The 23,630-nt window shown below is 72.6% G+C and carries 20 protein-coding genes; 8 read left to right on the plus strand and 12 right to left on the minus strand.

Annotated elements, in window-relative coordinates:
* Nucleotides 1-6: 6 nt before the first annotated feature.
* Genes ACIBPC_RS07590 through ACIBPC_RS07605 form a run of 4 tightly spaced genes read right to left on the minus strand, consistent with a single transcriptional unit; the run spans nucleotide 7 to nucleotide 4,145 of the window.
* A complete protein-coding gene (locus ACIBPC_RS07590) occupies nucleotides 7-885 on the minus strand; it encodes a class I SAM-dependent methyltransferase (RefSeq protein WP_398841951.1) in 879 nt (292 codons plus the stop codon).
* Nucleotides 882-1,988, minus strand: coding sequence for an NAD(P)-dependent alcohol dehydrogenase (locus ACIBPC_RS07595; RefSeq protein WP_398841953.1), 1,107 nt, complete (start codon nucleotides 1,986-1,988; stop codon nucleotides 882-884). Before ACIBPC_RS07595 ends, ACIBPC_RS07590 begins: the two co-directional genes overlap by 4 nt.
* The gene (locus ACIBPC_RS07600) at nucleotides 1,985-3,382 is read right to left on the minus strand and encodes an aldehyde dehydrogenase family protein (RefSeq protein ID WP_398841954.1); all 1,398 of its coding nucleotides are present in this window, start codon (nucleotides 3,380-3,382) and stop codon (nucleotides 1,985-1,987) included. Before ACIBPC_RS07600 ends, ACIBPC_RS07595 begins: the two co-directional genes overlap by 4 nt.
* A gap of 13 nt (nucleotides 3,383-3,395) precedes the next feature.
* Nucleotides 3,396-4,145 (minus strand): (5-formylfuran-3-yl)methyl phosphate synthase, encoded by a 750-nt coding sequence (locus ACIBPC_RS07605; protein ID WP_398841955.1) that lies wholly within the window; start codon nucleotides 4,143-4,145, stop codon nucleotides 3,396-3,398.
* Between the two features lie 399 nt (nucleotides 4,146-4,544).
* Here ACIBPC_RS07605 and ACIBPC_RS07610 point away from each other — a divergent pair, with 399 nt between their 5' ends.
* Complete coding sequence (locus ACIBPC_RS07610; RefSeq protein WP_362957277.1) at nucleotides 4,545-5,324, plus strand: hypothetical protein; 780 nt, start codon at nucleotides 4,545-4,547, stop codon at nucleotides 5,322-5,324.
* A 94-nt stretch (nucleotides 5,325-5,418) separates the two neighbouring features.
* Here the strand turns inward: ACIBPC_RS07610 and ACIBPC_RS07615 are convergent, their stop codons facing one another.
* Nucleotides 5,419-6,372, minus strand: a complete 954-nt coding sequence (locus tag ACIBPC_RS07615; RefSeq protein WP_398841957.1) for a TIGR03621 family F420-dependent LLM class oxidoreductase — start codon at nucleotides 6,370-6,372, stop codon at nucleotides 5,419-5,421.
* A gap of 164 nt (nucleotides 6,373-6,536) precedes the next feature.
* On the opposite strand from ACIBPC_RS07615, the gene ACIBPC_RS07620 reads away from it, so the two are divergent.
* The 4 genes from ACIBPC_RS07620 to ACIBPC_RS07635 all read left to right on the plus strand — a co-directional run bounded on the left by ACIBPC_RS07620 (nucleotide 6,537) and on the right by ACIBPC_RS07635 (nucleotide 12,766).
* Nucleotides 6,537-11,042 (plus strand): DUF6531 domain-containing protein, encoded by a 4,506-nt coding sequence (locus ACIBPC_RS07620; protein WP_398841958.1) that lies wholly within the window; start codon nucleotides 6,537-6,539, stop codon nucleotides 11,040-11,042.
* Nucleotides 11,043-11,044: 2 nt separating this feature from the next.
* Nucleotides 11,045-11,488: an SUKH-3 domain-containing protein gene (locus ACIBPC_RS07625; RefSeq protein WP_398841959.1), complete on the plus strand. Its 444-nt coding sequence runs from the start codon at nucleotides 11,045-11,047 to the stop codon at nucleotides 11,486-11,488.
* Nucleotides 11,489-11,824: 336 nt separating this feature from the next.
* Nucleotides 11,825-12,268 (plus strand): SUKH-3 domain-containing protein, encoded by a 444-nt coding sequence (locus ACIBPC_RS07630; protein ID WP_398841960.1) that lies wholly within the window; start codon nucleotides 11,825-11,827, stop codon nucleotides 12,266-12,268.
* 60 nt (nucleotides 12,269-12,328) lie between these two features.
* Nucleotides 12,329-12,766, plus strand: coding sequence for an SUKH-3 domain-containing protein (locus ACIBPC_RS07635; RefSeq protein ID WP_398841962.1), 438 nt, complete (start codon nucleotides 12,329-12,331; stop codon nucleotides 12,764-12,766).
* 96 nt (nucleotides 12,767-12,862) lie between these two features.
* Here ACIBPC_RS07635 and ACIBPC_RS07640 read toward each other — a convergent pair whose 3' ends face one another.
* The 5 genes from ACIBPC_RS07640 to ACIBPC_RS07660 all read right to left on the minus strand — a co-directional run bounded on the left by ACIBPC_RS07640 (nucleotide 12,863) and on the right by ACIBPC_RS07660 (nucleotide 17,775).
* Complete coding sequence (locus ACIBPC_RS07640; protein ID WP_362957257.1) at nucleotides 12,863-13,684, minus strand: ABC transporter ATP-binding protein; 822 nt, start codon at nucleotides 13,682-13,684, stop codon at nucleotides 12,863-12,865.
* Nucleotides 13,681-14,721, minus strand: coding sequence for an iron ABC transporter permease (locus ACIBPC_RS07645; protein ID WP_362957255.1), 1,041 nt, complete (start codon nucleotides 14,719-14,721; stop codon nucleotides 13,681-13,683). Before ACIBPC_RS07645 ends, ACIBPC_RS07640 begins: the two co-directional genes overlap by 4 nt.
* Complete coding sequence (locus tag ACIBPC_RS07650; protein ID WP_398841964.1) at nucleotides 14,718-15,761, minus strand: FecCD family ABC transporter permease; 1,044 nt, start codon at nucleotides 15,759-15,761, stop codon at nucleotides 14,718-14,720. Before ACIBPC_RS07650 ends, ACIBPC_RS07645 begins: the two co-directional genes overlap by 4 nt.
* Nucleotides 15,758-16,825: an iron-siderophore ABC transporter substrate-binding protein gene (locus ACIBPC_RS07655; RefSeq protein ID WP_362957249.1), complete on the minus strand. Its 1,068-nt coding sequence runs from the start codon at nucleotides 16,823-16,825 to the stop codon at nucleotides 15,758-15,760. The genes ACIBPC_RS07650 and ACIBPC_RS07655 overlap by 4 nt, the downstream gene beginning before the upstream one ends.
* Before the next feature lie 146 nt (nucleotides 16,826-16,971).
* The gene (locus ACIBPC_RS07660) at nucleotides 16,972-17,775 is read right to left on the minus strand and encodes a helix-turn-helix domain-containing protein (RefSeq protein WP_398841966.1); all 804 of its coding nucleotides are present in this window, start codon (nucleotides 17,773-17,775) and stop codon (nucleotides 16,972-16,974) included.
* A gap of 314 nt (nucleotides 17,776-18,089) precedes the next feature.
* Between ACIBPC_RS07660 and ACIBPC_RS07665 the strand changes: the two genes are divergently transcribed.
* The gene (locus ACIBPC_RS07665) at nucleotides 18,090-19,424 is read left to right on the plus strand and encodes an integrin alpha (protein WP_398841968.1); all 1,335 of its coding nucleotides are present in this window, start codon (nucleotides 18,090-18,092) and stop codon (nucleotides 19,422-19,424) included.
* Between the two features lie 29 nt (nucleotides 19,425-19,453).
* Nucleotides 19,454-20,920: an FG-GAP-like repeat-containing protein gene (locus tag ACIBPC_RS07670; RefSeq protein WP_398841970.1), complete on the plus strand. Its 1,467-nt coding sequence runs from the start codon at nucleotides 19,454-19,456 to the stop codon at nucleotides 20,918-20,920.
* A gap of 62 nt (nucleotides 20,921-20,982) precedes the next feature.
* Here the strand turns inward: ACIBPC_RS07670 and ACIBPC_RS07675 are convergent, their stop codons facing one another.
* Nucleotides 20,983-21,672 carry a glycoside hydrolase family 11 protein gene (locus tag ACIBPC_RS07675; protein WP_362957230.1) on the minus strand — a complete coding sequence of 230 codons (690 nt, stop codon included), beginning with the start codon at nucleotides 21,670-21,672 and terminating at the stop codon, nucleotides 20,983-20,985.
* A 321-nt stretch (nucleotides 21,673-21,993) separates the two neighbouring features.
* Entirely contained in the window at nucleotides 21,994-22,782 is a 789-nt protein-coding gene (locus ACIBPC_RS07680; RefSeq protein WP_398841972.1) for an SDR family NAD(P)-dependent oxidoreductase, read from the minus strand.
* A 136-nt stretch (nucleotides 22,783-22,918) separates the two neighbouring features.
* Between ACIBPC_RS07680 and ACIBPC_RS07685 the strand changes: the two genes are divergently transcribed.
* A complete protein-coding gene (locus ACIBPC_RS07685) occupies nucleotides 22,919-23,518 on the plus strand; it encodes a TetR/AcrR family transcriptional regulator (RefSeq protein ID WP_398841973.1) in 600 nt (199 codons plus the stop codon).
* Nucleotides 23,519-23,630: the final 112 nt, after the last annotated feature.

Consider the following 23,630-nt stretch of genomic DNA (forward strand, 5'->3'; position numbering starts at 1 on the left):
GCGGAATCAGGGTTTGTGGGCGAAGATCCAGCGGTTGCCCTCCAGTGCGTCGTTCGGTTCGGGGAGTGGGCCGCGGTTGTGGTGGTGTGTGAAGTCGAAGGGGATGCGGACCTGTGTGGACCAGCCTCTGGATTTCAGGGATCCGGTCGAGTCGGGGCGGGGTTCCTGTGTGAAGAGGGTGAGCAGGTCGATGCCGAGCCGCTGGCGTGTTGACGTGTAGATCGTGCTGTCGCGGTACTGCAGGAGGTCTTTTTCCAGTTTGGCTTCGTAGGCCAGTGCGCTGCCTGCCGTGGTCAGGTGGTCCACCGTGTCGATGATGCGTGTCTCGGCGGCGGGTGGCAGGTAGAAGAGGACTCCTTCTGCCAGCCACACGCTCGGGGTGGCCGGGTCGAAGCCGGCGGTAGTCAGTGCGGTGGGCCAGTCGTCGCACAGGTCGGCCGGTACGGTGATGCGTTTGGCCTGCGGGGTGGCCGACAGGGCCGTGAGGACGTCGTGTTTGAACGCGAGGACGCCTGGCCTGTCGATCTCGAAGACCACGCAGTCGGAGGGCCAGTCAAGGCGGAAGGCCCGGGTGTCCAAGCCCGCGCCCAGCAGGACGACTTGGCGGGCGCCCGTGCGGACCGAGCCGAGGAGGAAGTCGTCCAGGACCCTGGTGCGCAGCGCGAAGTAGCCGGCGAACCGCCCCCACAGCGGGTCGGCGTCGCCGTCCGGGACCTGCTCGATGCGCACCGGCCAGTCCGCGCACGCCGGGACGGCGCGTACGAAGTGTTCCGCGTAGACGTCCTGGGCCAGGCCGTCGTGGCGGTGGGTCTCGATCGCCCGTGCCGCGGCGACCAGGAGGGCGGTCAGGCCGACGCCCTCCAGCTCGGGGTGTGGTGAGGTCATGGGCTTCCTCTGTTCGGGAGCAGGACGGGTTTGACCACGCGGCCCGCGTCGCAGTCGCGTTCGGCCTCGTTGACGTCGGCCAGCGGGTAGGTGCGGATCAGTTGGTCGAAGGGGAAGCGTCCGGTCTGCCACAGTCCGGTCAGCAGGGGGATCAACAGGCCGGGTACGGCATCCCCTTCGCAGAGGTGGCGGATGCTGCGGCCCCGGTCGAGCGTGCCCGGGTCGAGCGGGAGCGGGGTGTGGAGCCGTGCCACCAGGCCGAGGACGCCGAGGGGGCGCAGGGCCAGGAGCGCGTCGTTGATGAGCGCGGGCGAGGCGGTGGTGTCGAGCGCGTACGCCGCGCCGCCGTCGGTCAGCCGGCGGATGCGTTCTGGCAGTCCCGGCGTGGTGGAGGGCAGGGGGATGGCGCCGAACCGGGCGGCCAGGTCGAGCCGTTGGGGGTGCCGGTCGACGGCAAGGGTCAGGGCACCGGCGGCGGTCGCCGCCATCACCGCGGCCAGGCCCACCGCTCCCGCGCCGAGGACGAGGAGGGTGTCGCCCGGGCCGAGGGCGAAGGTGTTCAGCACGGCCCCCGCGCCGGTGAGGAAGCCGCAGCCGAGCGGTCCGAGCAGTTCGAGGGGCAGTTCGGGGTCCACCCGGACGGCGTTGCGGGCCGGGACGAGCGCGTACTCGGCGAACGAGGACTGGCCGAACCAGCGGGGGGCCAGCGTTCTCCCGGCGGCGTCGGTGAGCCGCGGCGGGTCCTCGCGGCGTCCGCCGAAGAGGTTGAGGGCGGCGAAGGAGTCGCAGTAGGCGGGTGCGGCGCGGAGGCAGTTGCGGCAGTGTCCGCAGGAGTCGAAGCTGAGGACGACGTGGTCGCCGACGCCGATCGCGGTGTCCGGGCCGCCGCCCGTCCGCACCACGACCCCGGCGCCCTCGTGCCCGAGCACGGCGGGCAGCGGGCTGCGGCCCGCCGAGCGGCGGACCGCGAGATCGGTCCTGCACATCCCGCAGCCCGCGATCTCGACCAGGATCTCCCCGGCGGCGGGCTCCGGCGGCAGGGTCACGTGCTCGACCGCGAACGGGCCCTCGTACGACCGCAGTACGGCCGCCTGGAACCTCATCCGCACGGCTCCTCGGGGCGGTGGACGACGAACGGCCGCAGGTTCCCGTACAGGCCCCACGGTCCGCCCGCGACGCCGACGCCGCTGTCCTTGTCGCCCGCGAAGGGCTGGGCGAGGGACAGTTCGGCGTGGTGGTTGATCCAGGCGGTGCCGCATTCGAGCCGTTCGGCGACCGCCTGGGCGCGGTCGGGGTCGGTGCCCCACACGGAGCCGCCGAGGCCGAAGCCGGTGCCGTTGGCCGCGTGGACGGCCTCGTCGAGACCGCGGTACGGCAGCACGGGCAGGACCGGGCCGAACTGCTCCTCGGTCACCACGCGGCTGCCGGGCGGGACGTCGGTGAGGACCGTGGGGGCGAAGAACCAGCCGGGCCCGTCCAGCCGGTGGCCGCCGGCGGCCGCCCGCGCCCCGTCCGCGAGGGCCTGCGCGGTGATGCGCTCGACGCGGGCCAGCTGCGGGGCGTTGTTGACCGGGCCGAGGCGGGTCGCGGGGTCGAGTCCTGGCCCGACGGGGACGGCTTTCGCGCGCTGGGCGAGTGCCTCGACGACCTCGGCGTGGAGCCGGGCGGGGGCGTAGACGCGTTTGACCGCCATGCAGACCTGCCCGCAGTTGCGGAACGCGGCCCAGAACAGCCGGTCCGCGATGCGGTCGATGTCGGTGTCGTCCAGCAGGATGGCGGCGTCGTTGCCGCCGAGTTCGAGGGTGACGCGGGCGAGCGAGGCCGCCGCCGCCCCGGCGACGGCCCGCCCGGTGGGCACCGAGCCGGTGAACGTCACGTGGCGGATCCCCGGGTGGGCGGCGAGACGGGCGCCGAGGGGCTCGCGGCCGGTGACGACGGTCAGGACGTCCTCGGGGAGGGCGTCGGCGAGGAGGGAGCAGAGCAGGCGGGTGGCGAGGGGGGTGAACGGGGACGGTTTGAGGACGACGGGGTTGCCCGCCGCGAGCGCGGGCGCGAACTTCGCCGCCGCGAGCTGGAGGGGGAAGTTCCACGGGACGATCGCGGCGACCGGTCCGATGGACCGCCACCGGATCTCGCTGTGGACGGGCCTGCCGTCGGTGATCCGCCGGGTCTCGGGGGCGGTGAGGTCCGCGAAGTAGCGCAGGCGGGCCGCCGTGCGGGCGGTCTCCGCGTGCGACTCGGCGAGGGGCTTGCCCTGTTCGCGGGTGAGCAGCCGGGCGAGCCGGTCGGCGGCCGACTCGACGGTGTCGGCCGCCAGGCGCAACGCGGTGGTGCGGGCGGCGGGGTCGGCGCGCCAGCCGTGCCAGGCCCGGTGGGCCCGGCCGACCACGGCGTCCAGCTCGTCCGGGTGCTGGTCGGGGGCCTCGTCGAAGGCCTCGCCTGTGGCCGGGTCGGCGACGGGGAAACGCGCGGCGGGGGCGCGTTCGGGGGTCGGCATGCCGGTGGCCGGGTCAGGCGGGGACGTTGGCCGCGTGGTCCCGGGCCTGCCGGTGCATCTCCGCCCGGAAGGCCGCCACCAGGTGCGGCTGAATCCTTCCTGCATCGCGGTCGCCGCCCTCGCAGACCGCTCCGCGCACGCCGACGATGTCCGTGCCCATGCGCGTCAGCGGGCCGAGGTCGGCCTGTTTGACGCTGCCCGCGAGGGCGGCGAGCAGACCGGACGCGTGGGCCAGGCGTACGAACTCGGCGCAGGCGTCCGGCGGGACGTGGTCGAACAGCCGCGTCCCGTCCTTGATCGCCGTGTCGAGCATGGCCGCGTCGGCGCCGGAGCGGGCGGCGATGTCGGGCAGGGCGAGCGGGTTGACGCAGCCGATCCGGTGGGCGTCGGCGTAGCCGGAGGCGACGACGAGCGCTTCGGGGCGGTGGTCCTTCACCGCGCGGACGACGGCGCGCATGACGTCGATGCCCTGGGCGGGGGTCGTGCATCCGTACAGGCCGACCTTGATGTACGTGGCGCCGGAGACGACCGCGCCGAGGGCGGCCTGGGCCACCGTGCCGGGCTTGTACGGGACGTCCCCCACGGTGGCGGAGACGGGCTTGCCGGCGGGGATCGCGTCGCGGATTTCCCGGATGACCCAGGGGAAGTTGGCGCCGAGGGAACCCTCGTCGGGCTTCTTGACGTCGACGATGTCGAGGTGTTCGGCCGCCTTCGCGCAGTCGAGTGCCTCCTCGACGCTGTCCGGGGAGATGAGAAGCAACACCGTGGGCTCCTTCCCCCGCGTGTCCGCCGCCTGCCCGAGGCGCGGGTGTGCGGGATGACCTTGTTGATGTGCGGTGTGCTCATCCTTTCCGCCGCCTGTGGGGACCGGTAGAGCGTGCGGTGTCTCCGGGGGGCGCTCGCGGGCATGGGGTGCGCCGCGCGCAGGTGTGTGAATAGGGGCGTGCGACCGGTCCCCGTGGTGGCCGCGTGACTTCCGTGCTGCGACCGGGAGTTGATCTCTTCGTGGCCTTCGGGCGTGCCGGTGTACTGGTTTCGTGACGGATGGCCGGTCCCGCTTGGGGAAGCCGTGCCATACAAGTGATGATCGAGTCGCAGCAGATGAGCAGGGAATGAGGGGGTACCCATGAAGTCAAGGACGCGTCGGGCTCAGTTGGTCGCGGTGGCGGCTGCGGGAGTGCTGGCACTGACCGCCTGTGGCGGTGACAGCGACTCCGACTCCGGCTCCGAAGGGGCGGACGGCCAGGAGAGCACCGGCGGGGGCGGGGAAGGGGACGGCGAATCCCTCGCGGACCTGTCCCCGCAGGAGGTGTCCGACCGTGCGCAGGAGGCGCTGGGTTCGGCCACGTCGGTGCGGATGCGGACGCTGACGGACCCCGAGGTCATCGGCATGGGCCTCGACCTCCACATGGACCAGGACGGGTCCTGCGAGGGGTCCGTCACCCAGGGGGGCGGGGGCTCGGTCGAGCTGCTCGTCCGCGAGAACGACGAGGTCTGGATGAAGCCGGACGCCGCGTTCTGGCAGTCGCAGCTCGCGGTCGCGGACGAGGCGACGCTCAGCCTGCTGGAGGGCAAGTACCTGTACGGCCACCTGAGCGACACGGAGTTCTCGCAGATGGCCGGGGCCTGCTCGCTGTCGGCGATGCAGTCCGAGCTCGGCTCCGACGAGGGCTCGGGCGGGCCCGACGAGGTCGGCCCCGAGACCGACTACAACGGCACGCCCGTGATCACCCTCACCGGTCCCGACGACGAGGGCAACGAGGTGACGATGCTCATCGCCAACGAGGGCGAGCCGTACCCGCTGCTGGTCCGCACCGCGCAGGGCGGTACGGATGTCGAGATCGAGCTGAGCCAGTACGGCGAGCCGGTCGAGTTCGAGGAGCCGCCGGCCGACCAGGTGCTGGACATCGCGGACTTCCGCACCGGCGACGTCGGCGCCTGACACCGCGCCCGGCCCGCCGTAACGGGGGCCGACGGCGAAGCGGCGGGCGCACACCGGGGGACGACCGGTGTGCGCCCGCCGTTGTCGCGTCCGGTCAGTTGTCCGCCAGGGCCTCGATGAGGGGGGCCGCTGCTTCCGTGTCGGGGAGCAGGAAGGACGTGATGCCCAGGTGGGCGCGGAGGAAGGTGAGTTTCTCGGCCAGTTGGGGGACGGTGCCGATGAAGACGTGCGGGGATTCGAGGACGTCGTCGGTGGTGAGGGTGGCCCCGGTGCGGCGGCGCAGGTCGTCGGCACGGCGGCGGGCTTCGGCCTTGGCGTTGCCGGTGACGACCATGGGGCCGCCGGTCGGGTAGGTGTTCAGCTCCAGCTCGGCGAAGCGGTCGCCGGCCGCCTCGCGGACCCAGCGGATCTTCTCCTCGGTGGCGGCGAGGGTGATGCTGGGGGCGTCGAGGGCCGGCAGCCCGTTCGCGTCCTTCCCGAGGCGGGGGGCCAGGCCGACGATCTGGGCCTCCCTGGCCGCGAGGGTCAGGAGGCGTTTCCCGCCGCCGCCGATGAAGAACGGCGGGTGGGGGCGCTGGACGGGCTTCGGCTGGGCGTCGAACGCGGTGATCGTGTAGTGCTCGCCTTCGAGGGACAACTTCTCGTCGGCGAAGCAGCCCTTGAGGACCTGGATGGCCTCGGTGAGTTTGGCGACGCGTGTGCCGACGGGTTCGAAGGGGATGCCGATGGCGTCGTGCTCGGGCTTGTTCCAGCCCGCGCCGATGCCGATGTCCAGGCGCCCGCCGGAGAGCCGGTCGAGCGTGGCGAGTTCCTGCGCCAGGACGGCGGGGTGGCGGAGGTTGGTGTTGAAGACGAAGGTGCCGACGCGCAGCTTCTCGGTCGCCGCCGCGGCGGCGGTGAGGAGGGGCACCGGCGCGTACTGGGCGAGGAGGTGGTCGGGCGCCATCAGGGCGCTGTAGCCGATCGACTCGGCACGGCGGGCGAACGCGGCCAGCCCGGGTCCGTCGTGCAGCTCGCCGATCGAGGCCAGGAAGCGGAAGGGACGCATCGCGTCATCGTGCCCGCGATGGGCGGCGAACACCAGAGGCTTGCCGCGCGCACCGGTGTAACACATTGCCATGCGTGATTGCTCTAAGTAGTGTGCTGAGCCTTTGGGGACGCGGACTTGGGGGGAAGATCGTGGGACGGCCTTCTGATTGGTCTCCGGTGGGGATGGAGTCGGATCCGACGCCAGGTGATCCGGAGGAGGTCCGTGAGCTCGCTGACGAGTTGCAGACGTTCGCGGACGATGTGGCGGAGGCGTTGGGGAAGATCCGCGGGTTGGCGTCGGATCGTGCGGTGCAGGACTGGGCGGGCCTGTCGGCGGAGGCGTTCCGCAACGAGTTCGATGGTGTTCCCGGGAACCTGGAGAAGCTGCGGGACTCCTACGACCTGTGCGCCCAGGCGTTGGGGACGTACTGGCCGAAGTTGCAGACGGCGCAAGGGCAGGCCGACCGGGCTCTCGACCGTGCGATCGCCGCTCAGGCTGATCTGACCTCGGCACAGGGCGCGTTGGGGGACGCGCAGGACTGGGTCGGCCGGGCCGGGGACGAGGCCGAGCGCCTCCAGCGCGAAGGGGAACGGGCGGGCGCGCCCGCGCCGGACGAGGCGGAGGTGCGTGCGGCCACGCGTGACCGCCAGGCGGCGGACCAGGCCCGGGAGTCCGCGCAAGCCCGCGTCGATACCGCGCAGGACAGTCTTGATGCGGCGCGGGAGCTGGCGCGGCAGGCCAAAGAGATGCGCGAGGAAGCCGCACGCCAAGCGGCGCGTGACATCGACGAAGCGTCCGATGCCGGTATCCAGAACCGCAAATGGTGGCAGAAGGCCGTCCACTGGGTCACCGAAAACTGGGACACCATCGTCGACGTATGCAAGGTCATCGTCGCGGTCCTCGGCGTCGTCGTGATGATCATCGGCGGCCCGCTGGCCTGGGTCGTCCTCGCCGCAGCCCTGGTCGTCCTCACCGACACCTTGGTCAAATACGCCAGAGGAGAAGCAGGACTCCTCGACGTGGCCTTCGCCGCGCTCGACTGCATCCCGGGCATGAAGGGCCTCACCACCCTCGGCGGCCTCGCCCGAGGACTGAGAGGCGGCCTCTCCGCCGCCCGCACCGGCCTGCGCGGCCTCCGGCAGGGCGCGCTCGGGCTGGGGCGCAGCCTGCGCCGTTCCGGCCGTGGCGCCGACGACCTCGTCTGCCGCACCGACCCCATCGACATGGCCACCGGCGAGATGGTCATGTCCGAGACGGACGTCGAACTGCCCGGCGCGCTGCCGCTCGTCCTCCGGCGCCACCACCGGTCCCGCTTCCGGTCCGGTGGATGGTTCGGCCCCTCCTGGACGTCGACCCTGGACCAACGTCTGCTGCTCGATCCGGCCGGTCTGCGTCTCGTCACCGACGACGGCATGATCCTGGACTATCCGCGCCCCGAGGCCGGGGTGCCCGTCCTGCCCGTCGAGGGGCCGCGCTGGCCCCTGCGATGGGAGAACGGGCCCGGGTCCGGGCTGGTCATCGAGCGGACGAGGACGGGTGAGTTCCTCCGCTTCGCCCCCACCGCCGGACGACCGGGCGGTGAACTCCCCCTCGTCGCGATCACCGACCGCAACGGCAACCGCATCCGGGTGGAGTACGACGACGAGGGCGCGCCCACCGACGTCATCCACGAGGGCGGCTATCACATCGGTGTCACCACCCGTGGCGGGCGCGTCACGGCGCTGCGCCTCCTCAACGGCGACGGGCGACCGCTGCTGCGGCGCTTCGAGTACGGCGCACAAGGCGACCTCACCCACGTCGTCAACTCGTCGGAGAAGGCGACCCGATTCAGTTACGACGAGCGGCGGCGCATCACCGGATGGCTGGACCGGAACGCGGTCTGGTACCGGTACGTGTACGACGACAGTGGGCGCTGCGTCGCCACCGAGGGCATGGACGGGCTGCTCAACAGCCGCATCGCCTACGACACCGCTGACCACCGCACCACGTTCACCGATGCTCTGGGCCACACCACCGTCTACCAGTTCAACGACTGCTACCAACTGGTCGAGCAGACCGACGCGTTGGGTCACCGGACGACCCGGGTGCACGACCGTTTCGACCGCCTGCGTTCGCTGACCGACCCCTTGGGCCGGACCACGCGGTACGAGTACGACGCCGACGGCCACCTCTCGGCACTCGTGGAGCCGGACGGCACCCGCCACATCCAGGAGAACGACAGCCTGGGCAAGCCGGTCGCCGTCACGCAGCCGGACGGCGGGGTCTGGCGGATGACGTACGACGAGCGGGGCAACCTCACCTCCGAGACCGACCCCGCCGGAGGGCGGATCGACTACACCTACGACCGCACCGGGTCCGTCGTCACCATCACCGACGCCGACGGCCGCAGCGCGCGCCTGGAGAACGACGCGACGGGGATGCCCGTGTCCGCCACCGACGCGGAGGGCGCGGTCACGCGGCTGGAGCGGGACGCGTTCGGCAGGGTCGTGGTGACCACGGCCCCGGACGGACGGGTCACCCGTTCACGCTGGACGACGGAGGGTCTGCCGGCCGGACGCGTCCACCCGGACGGCAGCGCCGAGCGCCGCCGCTACGACGGCGAGGGCAACCTGCTGGAGCACATCGGCCCCAGCGGTGCGTCGACCCGTTTCACCTACTACGGGCTCGACCTGCTCAGCAGCAGGATCGACCCGGACGGCACCCGGCTCGACTTCGCGTACGACGGCGAGTTGCGTGTCACCTCGGTCACCAACGGCGCCGGTGCCGAGTGGACCTACGAGTACGATCCCGTCGGCCGGCTGACCCGTGAGACCGACTTCGGCGGGCGGACGCACAGGTACCGCCACGACGCCGTCGGCCAGCTCTTGGAGCGCACCAACTCCATCGGACAGACGGTCCACTTCGTCCGCGATCACCGCGGAAAGGTCGTCGAGCAGCGCGCCCCCGAGGGGGTGACCACCTTCGCCTACGACCTGATGGGCGAGGTGCGGGAGGCCCGTGCCCCGGGCGTGGAACTGTCCTACGAGCGCGACACGTTGGGTCGCATCCTGGCCGAGACGTGCAACGGCGCCACCGTACGCTCCGAGTACGACGCGCGCGGCCGCCGGATCAGGCGCGTCACCCCCTCGGGCCACGAGAGCCGGTGGGAGTACGACGACCGCGACCAGCCCACCGCCGTCGAGACCGCCGGGCGCCGCGTGACGTTCGCCTACGACGGCGACGGCCGCGAGGTCGAGCGTCGTGTCGGGGAAGCCGGGCTCAGCCAGACCTGGAACGACGCGGGACTGCTCGCCGCGCAGACCCTGCGGACCGGCCACGGCCCGGCCGCCCGGTCCCTGCAACAGCGCGCGTACACGTACCGCCCAGACGGCGCGGTCACCGCGATCACCGACCGCCTCGCCGGGGACCGCTCCATCGACCTCGACGGCCGGGGCCGCGTCACGGGGGTGCGGGCGGAAGGCTGGACGGAGCGGTACGCCTATGACGCCGCCGGTGACCTCGCCGAGACCGACTTGCTCCGGGACGAGGGCCGTCCGCGGCGCCGCCGTTCCGACATCGGCTACCAGCACGACGCCCAGGGCCGCGTCGTGGTCCGCCGCCGCAAACGGCTGTCCCGCAAGGCCGACGTCTGGCACTACACATGGGACAGCCAGGACCGGCTCATCGCGCTGACCACCCCGGAAGGCACCCGCTGGACCTACCTCTACGACCCGTTCGGCCGCCGCGTCGCCAAGCGGCGCATGGCCGCCGACAGCGTCACGGTCGAGGCGGAGACACTGTTCCACTGGGACCGCTTCGTCCCCGCCGAACAGACCGAGAGCACCGCCGGGGGCGGTCTCCGGCGGACCGTCTGGGACTGGGAGCAGGACCGGTTCACGCCCGTCACCCAGATCGAGAGCAGCGCGCTCCGGGACCGGCCGCAGGAGTGGATCGACGAACGCTTCTACGGCATCGTCGCCGATCTCGTCGGCACGCCGACCGAACTCTTCGACGAGACGGGCGAGGTCGCGTGGCATCAACGGGCCACGGTCTGGGGCGCCCCACTGGACCGCGCCGACGACCAGCGGGCGTACTGCCCCCTCCGCTTCCCCGGGCAGTACGCCGACCCCGAGTCAGGCCTGCACTACAACTATCAGCGCCACTACGACCCCGACACCGGCCAGTACGTCACCCTCGACCCCCTGGGACTGGCCCCGGGCCCCAACCCGCGCGCGTACGTCACGAACCCGCACACCGCCGTGGACCCGTTCGGTCTCGCCCCGGACTGCGAGCGCGCGCTCGCGGCGGCGCGTGAGCGGGCCAACCTGGAACAGGCACGCCCCGGCGCCAACAAGCACACGCGGCCGACCAGCTCCGCCGGGCTGGCCGTGACGGACGCGGCCGGCAACCAGCACGTCTTCAACGGAGCGAGCATCAAGGGCGGCGGCGACCACAACCTGCACCCGGACGTACAGGCGGCGTACGACAGGGTCCCGCAGAATATCCGTCTGCCAGGCAACCAGCATGGGCGATGCGGCGAGGCCGAGGCCCTTACGAACGCGCTCAACGCAGGGGTCGATCCCCGAGGTGGGACGATGGCTGCCGTCCAAGTCCGCGCCGTAGGCAACGACGTACACGGCGATCCAAAGGTGATCTGTCCGTCGTGTGCCCATGTACTTGACCAGTTCGGCATCACAGGAGTGACGTAGGAATGACAGCACCCGGGAATGCGCGGTGGTCGCAAGAGACGGAACGTGTTCTGCGTGGAGCCGGGTGGTCACCGGGACGCGCTGTGGGCGTTGAGTCGTACGAGGAGCTGCTTTCCCGAAGCGGCGGTTTTGCCATGCATCCGGCGGCGCGTGATTTCTTGGCCGAATTCGGAGGCTTGGAAGTAGAGGCACGTGGGCCGGGCATCAGCGCGTTGAAGGCTGATTTCCAAATCGATCCGACTCTGGCTGAAGGGGAAGACGAGATCTTCGACGTGCTGAGCGAGGAAGCGGGAACCAACCTCTACCCCCTCGGCATGATGGGACGCCGCAATCTGTACATCGGCATGGCAGCCGACGGCAGGGTGTTCCTGGGCATGGACAGCGTCTCGGAATACGCCGAGAACGGAGACCGGGCGCTGGAAAAGCTCGTGGAAGGAATCCGGTGACGCCTGATTCAAGCGTCTGGGCGCCAGCGAGCGGCGGTCGACGAAGGCGGGCCGCGTTCCCCGGGTTGGGACTGGTCCGGGTGGGAGGCTGCACCCTCCCGGTCACGCCGGCGGCGAGGAGGCGTCGGGCGGCGGGGACGATCAGGTGGTCCGCGCGGCGGGCGACGAGGTTGAGGTCGTGCGAGACCATCACGATCTGGTGGCTGATGGCCCGGCCGATGTCCACCATCTCGGCGAAGGTGACATTCGGCGGACGGAAACCAGCCGGTTTACGTTCCGGCACGTGAAGCGTGCTTGACGTGCATGAACAGTTCGGAGTCACAGGATCTTCCTGACATGGATGACCACAGCGCGAGGCGTTGGTCGCCGACCGCGGAGCGTGTCTTGAGAGAGGCGGGCTGGACCCCGCAGCGCCGGGTGCCGACGGAAGAGTGGGAAAGGTCCCTCGAAGAGAGCGACGAGTTCGAGATGCACGAACGGGCGCGTGTCTTCCTGGCCGAGTTCGGCGGCCTCGCCTTCGACCTGTCAGGGAAAGGTGTCACTATGGCGCTCGGCCCCTTCTCGTTCGATCCGCTGGAAGCGAAATGGGAGGCCGACATCTACGAGTACATGAGTGAGGAGAGCGGCAAGGCCCTGTACCCCATCGGAGAGATGGACCATAGGAACCTGTTTTTCGGTATGGCCCAGGACGGTTCCGTCTACCGGGGCCGCGATCACGTCGAGTTCTTCGCAGAAAGCGGCGACCAGACAGTGGACAAGCCCGCCGTCGGGTACCGGTGAGAAGTTGTCCCATACGAAGGACGTGTCCGCGTGGCAGTAACTCCGGACTCACGGTGGCCGGTGAGCACGGAGCATACGCTCCGGGCTGCTGGTTGGTTTCCAGGGCGGCAGGTGGATACCGCGCGCTGGGAGGATGTCCTGAGGGAGCACGGCGGATTCGAGATCCATGATGCGGCGCGTGCCTTCCTGCGGGAGTTCGGTGGGCTGCTGGTGGAGCGCGCTCCCGCCATGCGAGCGCTCGGCCGCACTCCCTTCCACCTCGATCCTCTGGCGGCCGAATGGGAGGACGAGATCTTCGAAGTCCTCAGCGAGCAGGCAGGCGCTAGCCTCTACCCCGTGGGGTCCACGGACAGGGGCGGCGTCTACCTCGGCATGGCGCCCGACGGAGCCATGTACTCCGGGCTGGATGACGTCGCGCTCGTGGCGAGGACACCCGATGCCGCACTCGAACGCCTGACGGAAGTCATGCCTGCCAGAGGGAACTCGGACGACTCGTGAGTTTCCCGAGGAAATGCGGGGATTGCGGGGGGGGAGGGGGGGGAGGGCAGCAGGTGCACACCGCGCGGGGGCGGCCGGGCTGGGGTTGCCGGGTGGTCATGGAGTGGGCGTGCAGCGGCCCCCGGTGTGGTGGCGGCCTATCGGGAGCATCAGGGGGCGGGTCGAGATCGGGTCTTCGATGATGCGGCTTTCCAGGCCGAAGACCGCGCGGACCGTTGATTCGGTGAGGACTTCGGCGGGTGTGCCGGTGGTGTGGAGGTGGCCGTCGGCGAGGGCGATCAGGTGGTCCGCGTAGCGGGCGGCGAGGTTGAGGTCGTGCAGGACCATCACGATCGTCGTGCCCCGGTCGTGGTTGAGGTCGGTCAGGAGGTCGAGGACGTCGATCTGGTGGCTGGCGTCGAGGAATGTCGTGGGTTCGTCGAGGAGCAGCAGGTCGGTCTGCTGGGCCAGGGCCATGGCGATCCAGACGCGCTGGCGCTGGCCGCCGGAGAGTTCGTCGACGGCGCGGTCGGCGAGGTCGGCGGTGCGGGTGGCGTCAAGGGCGGCGGCCACGGCGGCGTCGTCGGCGGCGTTCCAGCGGGAGAAGAGGCCCTGGTGCGGGTGGCGGCCGCGGCTGACGAGGTCGAGGACGGTGATGCCCTCGGGGGCGATCGGTGACTGGGGCAACAGGCCGAGCGTGCGGGCGAGTTCCTTGGCGGGCAGGCGGTGCACCGCCTTGCCGTCGAGGACGACGCGGCCCGCGCGCGGCGCCAGCAGGCGCGACATGGAGCGCAGCAGCGTCGACTTGCCGCACGCGTTGGCCCCGACGACGACGGTGATCGCGCCCGGCGGCACGGTCAGGTCGAGGGAGCTGACGACGGTGCGGTCGCCGTAGCCGAGGGTGAGGTCCTCGGCGGCGAGTGCGTGGGACGTGGTCACAGCGAGCCTCCCGCCCGGTGGGCGCGGATGATGAGGTGGATGAGGTACGGGGCGCCGAGGACGCCGGTGACGACGCCCACGGGGTAGCGGACGTCGAACGCGTACTGGCCCGTGAAATCGGCGACGAGGACGAGGAGCGCGCCGACGAGCCCCGCCGGGACCAGCAGGGACGTGCCGGGGCCGGCCAGCCGGGCGGCGATGGGCCCCGACAGGAAGGCGACGAACGCGATGGGCCCGGTCGCGGCGGTGGCGAAGGCGATCAGGCCGACGGCGGCGACGATCAGGGTGACGCGGGTCCGTTCGACGCGGACGCCGAGCGCGGCGGCGGTGTCGTCGCCGAGCTGCATCGCGGCGAGGTCGCGCGACCGGGACAGCAGGACGGGCGCAAGGACGGCCAGGGCGGCGAGGGCGGGCACGGTCTGCTCCCAGGCGGCGCCGTTGAGGCTGCCGGTGAGCCAGCGCATCGCCTCCTGGAGGTCCCATTCGGCGGCGCGGGAGAGGACGTACGCGGTGGCGCTGTCGAGCATCGCGGCGACGCCGATGCCGATCAGCACGAGGCGCGTCCCGGCCACGCCGTCGCGGAAGGCGAGGAGGTAGATCAGCAGCGCGACGCCGAGGGCCGCCGTGATCGCGAACACGGACACCTGCGTCTCGCCGAGCGAGAGGGTGACGATCGCGAACGCCGCCGCCGCGCTCGCGCCCGAGCTGATGCCGATGACATCCGGGCTGGCGAGCGGGTTGCGCAGCATCGTCTGGAAGGTGACGCCCGCCAGGCCGAAGCTGCACCCGGCGACGGCGGCGAGGACCGTACGCGGCAGGCGCAGCCGCCCGACGGTGAACGACGCGCCCGGCACCTGCTCGCCGAGGATGACGCGCAGCACGTCGCGCGGCGGGTAGTACGTCTGCCCGAAGACGAGGCTGGCGGCGAACGCGGCGGCGACGAGCGCGGCGAGGACGAGGACGACGGTCCTGCGGCGCGCGGCGCGCCGGGTCCGGCCGCGCCTGACCGCGTACGCGGTGGTCGGGACGGCGGTCACAGGGCACGCACCTTCTGACGGCGGACGATGTGGATGAAGAACGGGGCGCCCACGAGCGCGGTGACGATGCCGACGTCGATCTCGGCGGGCCGCGCGACGACGCGTCCGACGACGTCGGCGGCGGTGAGCAGCGCGGCGCCGGTGAGGGCGGAGAACGGCAGCAGCCAGCGGTGGTCCACGCCGGTCAGCAGGCGGCAGGCGTGCGGGACGACCAGGCCGACGAACCCGATCGGGCCCGCGACGGCGGTCGAGGCGCCGCACAGCACGATGGCGCCGGCGGCCGCGGTGGCGCGGGCGACGGCGACGCGTTCGCCGAGCCCGGCGGCCAGTTCGTCGCCCAGCGCCAGGGAGTTGAGGGCGCGGGCGGAGAGGAGGCAGACGGCGAGCCCGGCGGCGAGGAACGGCGCGACGTGGCCGATGCGTTCGTACGAGGCGCCGCCGACGCCGCCGATCTGCCAGAGCCTGAAGCTGTCGGCGATGTCGTTGCGCGGCAGCACGACGGCGCTGACGAGGGAGGCGAACGCGGCGGAGGTCGCGGCGCCCGCCAGCGCGAGCTTGAGCGGGGTGGCGCCGCCGCGGCCGAGTGAGCCGACCGCGTACACGAACACCGCCGAGACGGCCGCCCCCGCCATCGCGACCCACACGTACCCGGTGGGCGAGGTGAGGCCGAAGTACGCGACGGCGGTGACGACGGCCAGGGACGCGCCCATGTTGACGCCGAGGATGCCGGGGTCGGCCAGCGGGTTGCGGGTGACGCCCTGCATGACGGCGCCGGACAGGCCGAGCGCCGCGCCGACGACGACGGCGAGCAGCGTGCGCGGGACGCGCTTGGTGACGGCGGCCTGGCCGAGGGTGTCCTCGGCGCCGCCGAGCGCGGCGGTGATGTCGGACCAGGGGACGGTGCGCGAGCCGAACGCGACGGACGCCAGCATGATCGCGGCGAGCGCCAGGACGGCGGCGAGCAGCCACAGGAGCCGGACGCGCGCCGGACGCCGCGCGGGGGCGGCGTCCGGTGTGCGTCGGGTGGCGGTGGCGGTCACCCGACCTGGTCCGCGGCCTCGGCGAGGGCTGCGACGTAGTCCTCCAGCACCCAGGAGATGGACAGGGGTGTGGGGTTGGCGGCGGTGGCGAGGGGGCTGCTGCCGGGGAGGAGGTAGACGGAGCCGCGTTCGACGGCGGGGATGCGGGACAGGAGCGGGTCGGTCTCCAGGATGTCGAGGAGTTCGCCGGTGTCGTCGCCGTAGCCGGTGATGATGTCGACGTCGTCGAAGAGGTCGATCTGCTCGGCGCTCTGGGTGAGGGCGAACTGGTCGGTGCCCTCGGAGGCTTCGGCGATGCTGTCCGGGATGGTGAGGCCGAGGTCCTCGAAGAAGAGGACGCGGGTGTCGTGGGTGGTGTAGAAGCCGACCTGGCTGACGTCGTTGGGGTCGACGTGGGTCAGGAACATCGCGGACTTGCCCTGGAGTTGCGGGTGGTCGGCGACGACGGCCTCGATGTCGCCCTCGATGCCGGTGATCAACTCCTCGCCCTCGGCGCCGAGTCCGATGGCCTCGCTGTTGAGGCGGATGATGTCGCGCCACGGGGTGGCCCAGGCCGCGTCCGGGTAGGCGACGACGGGGGCGATCTCGCTCAGGGTGTCGTAGTCCTGCTGCGTGAGGCCGGAGTAGGCGGCGAGGATCACGTCGGGCTGCGTGTCGGCGACGGCCTCGAAGTCGATGCCGTCGGTCTCGTCGAAGAGGACCGGGGTCTCGGCGTCCAGTTCCGCCAGGCGTTCGGCGACCCAGGGGAGGACGCCGTCGCCGTCGTCGTCGCCGAAGTTGGCGGCGGCCATGCCGACGGGGACGACGCCGAGGGCGAGCGGCACCTCGTGGTTGGCCCAGTTGACGGTGGCGACGCGCTCGGGGCGTTCGGGGATGGTGGTCTCGCCGAGGGCGTGCTCGATGGTGAGGGGGAACGCGCCCGCGTCGCCGCCGTTCCCGCTCTCCCCGCTCCCCTGGCTCGCGGCGCCGTCGTCCGGGGCGTCGTCGGACGAGCCGCCGCCGCAGGCGGTGAGGCCCAGCAGGGCCGCCGCGGCGGTGAGCAGGGCGAGGCGGTGTGAACGCATGGTCTTCGTACTCCACTTCGGGTGGTCGAGCCGCAAGGAAGTTAGGTAAGGCTTACCTTGCTCGAAGCAATGTACGAGAAACGGGCGGCGTGTCGCAATCGGCCTTTCGGGACACCAGATGTAGCGATCGGGACATACGGGCGGGCTCAGCGCGCCCGGAACACCCCGGGCGTCAGCCCCGTCGTCCGCCGGAACGCCGCGCCGAACGCGCTCGCCGACCCGTAACCGGCCTCCGCCGCCACCTCCTCGACCTCCCACCCCCGCGTCAGCAGCGCGACGGCGTGCTGCGCCCGTACCGCCGTGACCCAGCGGGCGAAGCTGGTGCCCGTCTCGGCGTTGAACGCGCGGGTGACGGTGCGGGCGCTCACGCCCAGCTCGGCGGCCCAGTCGGCGAGCGTCCGCCGGTCGCGGGGGTCGGCGCGCACGGCGTCGGCGATGGGGCGCAGGAGGGCGGACACCGGGACGTTGACCAGGAGTTCGTGCGGCGAGGGGGTGAGCACGTCGAGCAGCATCGCCTCGGTGACCGAGCGCGAGGCGGCGGGGAGGCCGGGCTCGGCGAGGCGGTCGAGGAGGAGCCGCAGGAGGGGGGTGATCTCGACGCCGACGGGGACGCCGGGGAGCGGGGCCGTGCCGCCGGTGCCGAAGAAGCTGGTGCGCAGCCAGGTCCCGGCCGCCGCCGAGCCGGAGTGGGGAGTGCCGGCGGGCATCCACAGGCCGAGGGCGGGCGCGACGGTCCACACGCGGTTGCCGACGACGGCGGTGGAGGCGCCGCGCTGGTTCCACAGCAGTTCGTGGAAGGGGTGGGAGTGCTCGTTCCACGTGGTGTCGCGGGCGACGACCTCGTCGTAGCAGGCGACGACGAACGGGACTTCCACGGCCCCCGGCGCGACGGACGGGAGGGTACGGGTCTCCCGGACCGCGCGCGCACGGGCGGGAACGGCGGGGCGCATGCGCTCACTGTAGGCACCACGCCCCTCGCCCCACCGGCCCCGGGGCACCCTGGCTCGGCTGCGAGCTGCCCGGCGCGGGGTGGGCGGGCGTGTTGCGGAGGAGTGCGCCCGCGAGGTGTCCGCCGGGCGTGAGTGACACAACTTGATTGCCCTGTAAGCAACTTGAGGACAACTGGCGTACAACCCTGGGGGTGGGGTGTGTGTCTATGTTCTGTTGTCGTGTCGTCTGGGGTTCCTGAGGGTGGGGTATGCGGCCGGTCGGGTGGGTCAGGTGTGGTGTCGTCGGCGCTGTCGTGGCGGGGGTGTTGGGGGGTGTGCCCGTCGTCGCGCAGGGTGCGTCGCGTGTCGCGGGGGACATCAACGGTGACGGGTACCAGGACCTCGTCGTCTCCGCGCCCGACGCGGTGGTGAACGGGCGGGCGGGTGCCGGTGCGGTCGTCGTCGTCTTCGGTGGCGCGAACGGGCCCGGCAGGCGTGTCGTGCTCACCCAGAACTCGGCGGGTGTGCCGGGGTCGGCCGAGGCCGGGGACCGGTTCGGCGCGTCGGTCGTCGTGCACGACCTCGACGGCAACGGCTACAACGACCTCGTGATCGGGGCGCCCGGCGAGTCGGTCACGGGCGACGCGGGGGCCGGGTCGGTGACGGTCGTGCGGGGCGCGTCCGGCGGGCTGGGGAGCGCGTCCGTCGTGGCGGACCCGTGGCCGTACGACCACGACGCCTGGGGACGCACGCTGGCCGTCGGGAAGTTCGAGGGGCTGAGCGACGGCGGGCGGCCCGTGATCGCGGTCGGTTCCAACAACAACTGGATCTACTACGTGTCCGCGACCGCGGGGAACGCGGATCTCGGCGGTTTCGCCCTCGGGTTCAACCCGCAGTACGGCGTCACGCAGCTCGTCGGGACTCCCGGCGAGGCGCTGGTCGTCTCGGGGCGCGGGCACGCCACGGACGACTGGCAGGCCGACGGCGAGGGCAGCGAGGTCGGGACGGCCGTGGTCACGGGCGGGGAGAGCGCCGCCGAACGCGCCGGGGGGCTCGTCGCGGCGGTCGGCGACCTGGACGGGGACGGGCTGCCCGACCTGGTGACCGGCAACCCGTTCGAGCCGGGCCAGGATCCGGCGGGCGCGCTCGGCGGCAAGGTCACCGTCACGTTCGGCGGCGGGGGCGGCGGGCCCGCCGGGCGCACCGTCGAGATCACGCAGAACACGGGGGGCGTGCCCGGTGGTTCAGAGGCGGGCGACCGGTTCGGCGCCGCCGTCTCGATCGGCGACACCGACCGCGACGGCTTCGCGGACCTGGTGATCGGCGCCCCCGGCGAGGACGCGTCGGCCGGTGCCGTCACGGTGATCAGGGGCAGCGCGGACGGCCTGGACCTGACGACGGTGCGCGGGCTGACGCAGAACACGGCCGGTGTGCCCGGGGGTTCGGAGACGGGCGACGGCTTCGGCGGCTCGGTGCTGCTGCGCGACATCACCGGTGACGGCCGCGCCGACCTGACCGTCGGCGGTCCCGGCGAGGACGGCGGCGACGGCGCCCTGTGGTTCCTGCCGCGCGCCGGTACGTCGGGCGTCACCGGGTTCACCGTCGCCGGGGTGGGGCTGTCCACCTCCGGCACGCCGCACTTCGGTTCCCTTTCGGCCGCCGGTCGCTGACCGGTAACACCCCAGGAGATCGCCGTCCCATGCGCAGAACACTCACGCCCGCCGTCGTCGCCGCCGTCGCGACCGTCCTCGTCGTCACCCTGCCCGCCCCGGCGGCCACGGCGGCGCCGCGGCCGTACCTGGGCGCCAACACCGCCGCAGTACAGGACGACTTCAACGGCGACGGCTACCGCGACACCGCCGTCGGCGCGCCCGGCGCCCGCGTCGGCGGGCAGGAAGCCGCCGGTGCGGTGGTCGTGCTCTACGGCGGGCGCGGCGGGGTCAGCACGGCGCGCCGCGTCGTGATCACGCAGAACACGGCCGGGGTGCCCGGCAGCGCCGAGCAGGCTGACGGCTTCGGCACGGCGGTGGACACGGCCGACCTCGACCGCGACGGGTACGCGGACCTGATCGTCGGCGCGTCGTGGGAGACCGTCGGCACGATGGAGGGCCAGGGCAGCGTCACCGTCGTGTGGGGCGGGCCGAACGGGCTGTCGGGCGGCGCGTCCGTCGCCCCGCCGACCGGGCTGCGGGAGTGGACCGCGTTCGGCGACGTCCTGAAGGCCGCGGACGTGACGGGCGACGGCTACCCGGACCTCGCGGCGGCGAGCAACGACGGGGCGATCGCGTTCACCGGCCCGTTCACGCGGACGGGCGCGTACGCGTCGCGGCGCTTCGTCGGGCCGCTGGGGTCCACGTGGGGCGTCACCGCCGGGGACCTCGACGGTGACGGGGTGGCGGAGCGCGTCTGGCTGCCGGGCCCGACCGACGGGAGCGCCAACGGCGACGTCTGGATCGAGGACGGCTCCGGCGCGGCGACGGAACTGCCGGGCGCCGCGGGCATGGTCGGGGTAGTGGCCGACGTGGACGGCGACGGGTACGGCGACTTGGTGCTCGGCCTGCCGTTCGACGCGTCGGTGTCCGGCGATGCGGACGGCGCGGCGCACGAGGGCGGAGAGATCAACGTCTGGTACGGCGGCCCCGAGGGCGTCGATCCGGCGCAGACCCCGGCCGTGCTGCACCAGGACAGCGCCGGGGTGCCGGGGGGCGGCGAGGACGGCGACCTGTTCGGGAACGCCCTGAGCGCGGACGACGTGAACGGTGACGGCTTCGCGGACGTGCTCGTGGGCGTGCCGGGCGAGAAGGTCGGCCCCGACGCGGGCGCCGGCGCGGTCGTGCTGCTGCGCGGGTCGGCGGCGGGGCTCGGGGGCGCGGGGGCGGCGGCGTACCACCAGGATCTGCCGGAGATCGCGGGCGGCGCGGAGCGGGCCGACGACTTCGGGCGGGCGGTCCACCTGGCGGACCTCGACGCGGACCGGCGGCCGGACGTGCTCGTCGGGGTGCCGGGCGAGAACGCGGAGGGCGGCGTGTGGTTCGCGCGCGGTGCGGCCTCCGGTCCGGTACTGAACGGGTCCGTGGCCGTGTCGTCGGCGCAGGCCGGGCTCGCGGCGGGGGGCGTGCCGGATGACTTCGGCTCCTCCGTCAACGGACCGCGCAGTCCCCTGTGACCCTGTGGTCCGGTGCCCCGGTGGGGCAAGGCCCGTCGGCAGGGCCTTGCCCCGGGGCGTTGTCAGCTGACCCAGATGTTGGCGTAGCCGCTGCTCTGGTAGCCCTCGGTGGCGAGGATCATGTAGTAGCTGAAGTTGCCGAGGTTCATGCCCGCGCGTGACCAGGCGTCGAAGTGCGTGCCGGTGGTGATGCTGCCGCTGGAGCGCTTCGACTGGTTGACGCTCCAGTACTGCGGGAACGTCTTGGTGCCTTCCACGGACGGGGCGTTGTAGCGCATGGTGCGGTACATGTCGTACGTCGCGCCGTTGCTGGAGACGGTGCCGCGGAACTCGCCGGTGGGGCGGTAGGTGCCGTAGCTGTCGACGATGTAGTACTCGACGAGCGGGTTGGACGTCCAGCCGTAGAGGCACAGGTAACTGTTGCCGTTGGGGCTGTAGTTGCCCGACCAGTTGACGGTGCGGCGGCTGCCGTTGCTCCAGCCCTTGCCGCAGACGAAGTTGCCGACGTTGCTCCACTGGGTGGAGTAGTTGCCGCCGGACTTGAGGGTCATCGAGACGGAGCCGCCGCCGTCGGTCCAGAAGGAGTAGTAGTAACCCTCGTGCGTGCCGGTCTGGTTGGTCGTGATGGTCGTGTCCGCGTGCGCGGTGCCGGGGACCACGAGGGCCGAGGCGCCGAGGGCGAGTGCGCCCGCGCCGCCGATGAAGTTCCTGCGGCTCGTCGGGCGGACGAGGGGGGAGTCGTCCTGGTGCAAGGGTTCCTCCTCGGGGAGGCCGGTGCGGGGCACCGGCGGCGTGGTGGCGGCCGCGCGTCGGCGTCGTCCCACGCCGCGGCGGCCTGCCGGGGCCCGGTCACCCCGTCGGGGTGACCTGGACATGCCACAGTGTGGAAACGGCGCCGGGGGTTGTCAACGGTTTCCGCAAGCATTCCGGAAGGAACGGGAGGGTGGCGGGGGCGGCGGTTGAGCGTATGGGCTGGTGGAGCGCCCGGGTGGGCGGCGGCGCGGCGGGCGGCGGGGCGTTGACCGGTCGGCGGGCGGCGCGCGTACCGAAAAGTTTTCAGTGAGCTTCCGGCGTCACCAGCCGCCGTCCACGCGGAGCGCGGAACCGGTGATGTACGCGGACAGCGGGCTCGCCAGGAAGGCGATCACGTCGGCGTACTCGCGCGGTTCGCCGATGCGGCCGACGTCGTTCGCCGCGAACGCCGTGTCGCGGTTCGCCGCGATCTCCTCCCACGTGTCGCCCCAGCCGCGCTCGCGCCCCATGGCGGTCAGCCGCTCCACGGCGCCGGGGACGAGGATGCCGCCCGCCACGACGACGTTCGACGTCACGCCCGTGTGGCGCAGCTCGCGCGCGAGGGACCTGGCGAGGTTGGCGCGGGCCGCGTTGGAGGCGGCGTAGTGCGGCTGGGTGGTCTGCGGCAGCTCGCCCGTGACGCTGCCGACCTGGATCACGCGCCCCCAGCCGCGTGTGCGCATGGCGGGGACGAGGCGCTGGATCATGCGGACGCTGGAGATGACGTTGGTGTTGTAGATGTCGGCCCAGTCGGCCGGGGTGGTGGTCGTCCAGTCGACGGACATGTCGTAGCGGCCCGCGTTGTTGACCAGGATGTCCACCGGGCCGCCGGCCAGGGCGGCGGCGGCCACGGCGTCGGCGCCCTCGTCCGTGCCGAGGTCGCCCACGGCCGTCGTCGCGCTGCCGCCCGCCGCGCGGACCGCCTCGGCGACGGCGGCGGTACGGGCGGCGTCGCGGCCGTGGACGACGACGGACGCGCCCTCGGCCGCCAGCAGCCTGGCGGTCTCCTCGCCCAGTCCGCCGCTCGACCCGGTGACGAGCGCGCGCTTGCCGTGGAGCTTGAGATCCATCGTTCCTGTCCCTTCGTGGGCCCGGGGCGCGGTGCCGGGGGCGCGTCCCACGATGCGCCGCAGAAAATGGACCGGCAAGTCCAGAAGGGGGCGGTAGAGTGGACCGTACGGTCCAGTCGCCGAGGAGGCACACCCGATGGAACGCGTCCTGACCCCCAAGGGCGAGGCCACCCGCGCCCGCATCGTCGCGGGCGCCGCCGAGGTCCTGCGCGCGCACGGCCCGGCCGTCACCACCCTGGACGACATCCGCGCGCGGACCGGCACGAGCAAGAGCCAGCTCTTCCACTACTTCCCCGGCGGCAAGGACGACCTGCTGCTCGCCGTCGCCGCGCACGAGGCCGACCGCGTGCTGGCCGACCAGCAGCCGCACCTCGGCCGCCTCGACTCCTGGGACGCCTGGCACCGGTGGCGCGACGCGGTCGTGGAGCGGTACCGCGCGCAGGGCGACACCTGCCCGCTCGGCTCGCTGTTCGCGCAGGTCGGGCGCTCGACGCCGGGCGCGCGGGCCATCGTCGTGCAGCTGATGGAGCGGTGGCAGGAGCACCTGGCGACGGGCATCCGCGCGCTGCGGGACGGCGGGCAGGTCCCGGCGTCGCTGGACGTGGACGAGGCGGCCGCCGCGCTGCTGGCGGGCATCCAGGGCGGGGTGTCGATCATGCTGTCCACCGGCCGCACGACGCACCTGGAGGCGGCGCTGGACTGGCACATCGGCCGGCTCAGGACGGCGGCGGGGTGAGCGGGGACACGGATGGCCACGTGCCGCCGACTGCGAGCAGCAACGGAACCGTTCGCCGTGGTCGAGCGACCAGCGCCGTCGGGAGGGCCCCGCGCCGGAATACGGCCGCGAG

This window comes from Streptomyces sp. NPDC049879, from assembly GCF_044461265.1.
Lineage (GTDB): Bacteria > Actinomycetota > Actinomycetes > Streptomycetales > Streptomycetaceae > Streptomyces.

Bases quoted from the DNA above. Each gene is read 5' to 3' on its own strand.
- ACIBPC_RS07680 (WP_398841972.1), bottom strand. From the start codon at position 22,782: ATGGATCTCAAGCTCCACGGCAAGCGCGCGCTCGTCACCGGGTCGAGC.
- ACIBPC_RS07685 (WP_398841973.1), top strand. From the start codon at position 22,919: ATGGAACGCGTCCTGACCCCCAAGGGCGAGGCCACCCGCGCCCGCATC.
- ACIBPC_RS07630 (WP_398841960.1), top strand. From the start codon at position 11,825: ATGGATGACCACAGCGCGAGGCGTTGGTCGCCGACCGCGGAGCGTGTC.
- ACIBPC_RS07655 (WP_362957249.1), bottom strand. From the start codon at position 16,825: ATGCGTTCACACCGCCTCGCCCTGCTCACCGCCGCGGCGGCCCTGCTG.
- ACIBPC_RS07670 (WP_398841970.1), top strand. From the start codon at position 19,454: ATGCGCAGAACACTCACGCCCGCCGTCGTCGCCGCCGTCGCGACCGTC.
- ACIBPC_RS07660 (WP_398841966.1), bottom strand. From the start codon at position 17,775: ATGCGCCCCGCCGTTCCCGCCCGTGCGCGCGCGGTCCGGGAGACCCGT.
- ACIBPC_RS07595 (WP_398841953.1), bottom strand. From the start codon at position 1,988: ATGAGGTTCCAGGCGGCCGTACTGCGGTCGTACGAGGGCCCGTTCGCG.
- ACIBPC_RS07590 (WP_398841951.1), bottom strand. From the start codon at position 885: ATGACCTCACCACACCCCGAGCTGGAGGGCGTCGGCCTGACCGCCCTC.
- ACIBPC_RS07625 (WP_398841959.1), top strand. From the start codon at position 11,045: ATGACAGCACCCGGGAATGCGCGGTGGTCGCAAGAGACGGAACGTGTT.
- ACIBPC_RS07620 (WP_398841958.1), top strand. From the start codon at position 6,537: ATGGAGTCGGATCCGACGCCAGGTGATCCGGAGGAGGTCCGTGAGCTC.
- ACIBPC_RS07615 (WP_398841957.1), bottom strand. From the start codon at position 6,372: ATGCGTCCCTTCCGCTTCCTGGCCTCGATCGGCGAGCTGCACGACGGA.
- ACIBPC_RS07600 (WP_398841954.1), bottom strand. From the start codon at position 3,382: ATGCCGACCCCCGAACGCGCCCCCGCCGCGCGTTTCCCCGTCGCCGAC.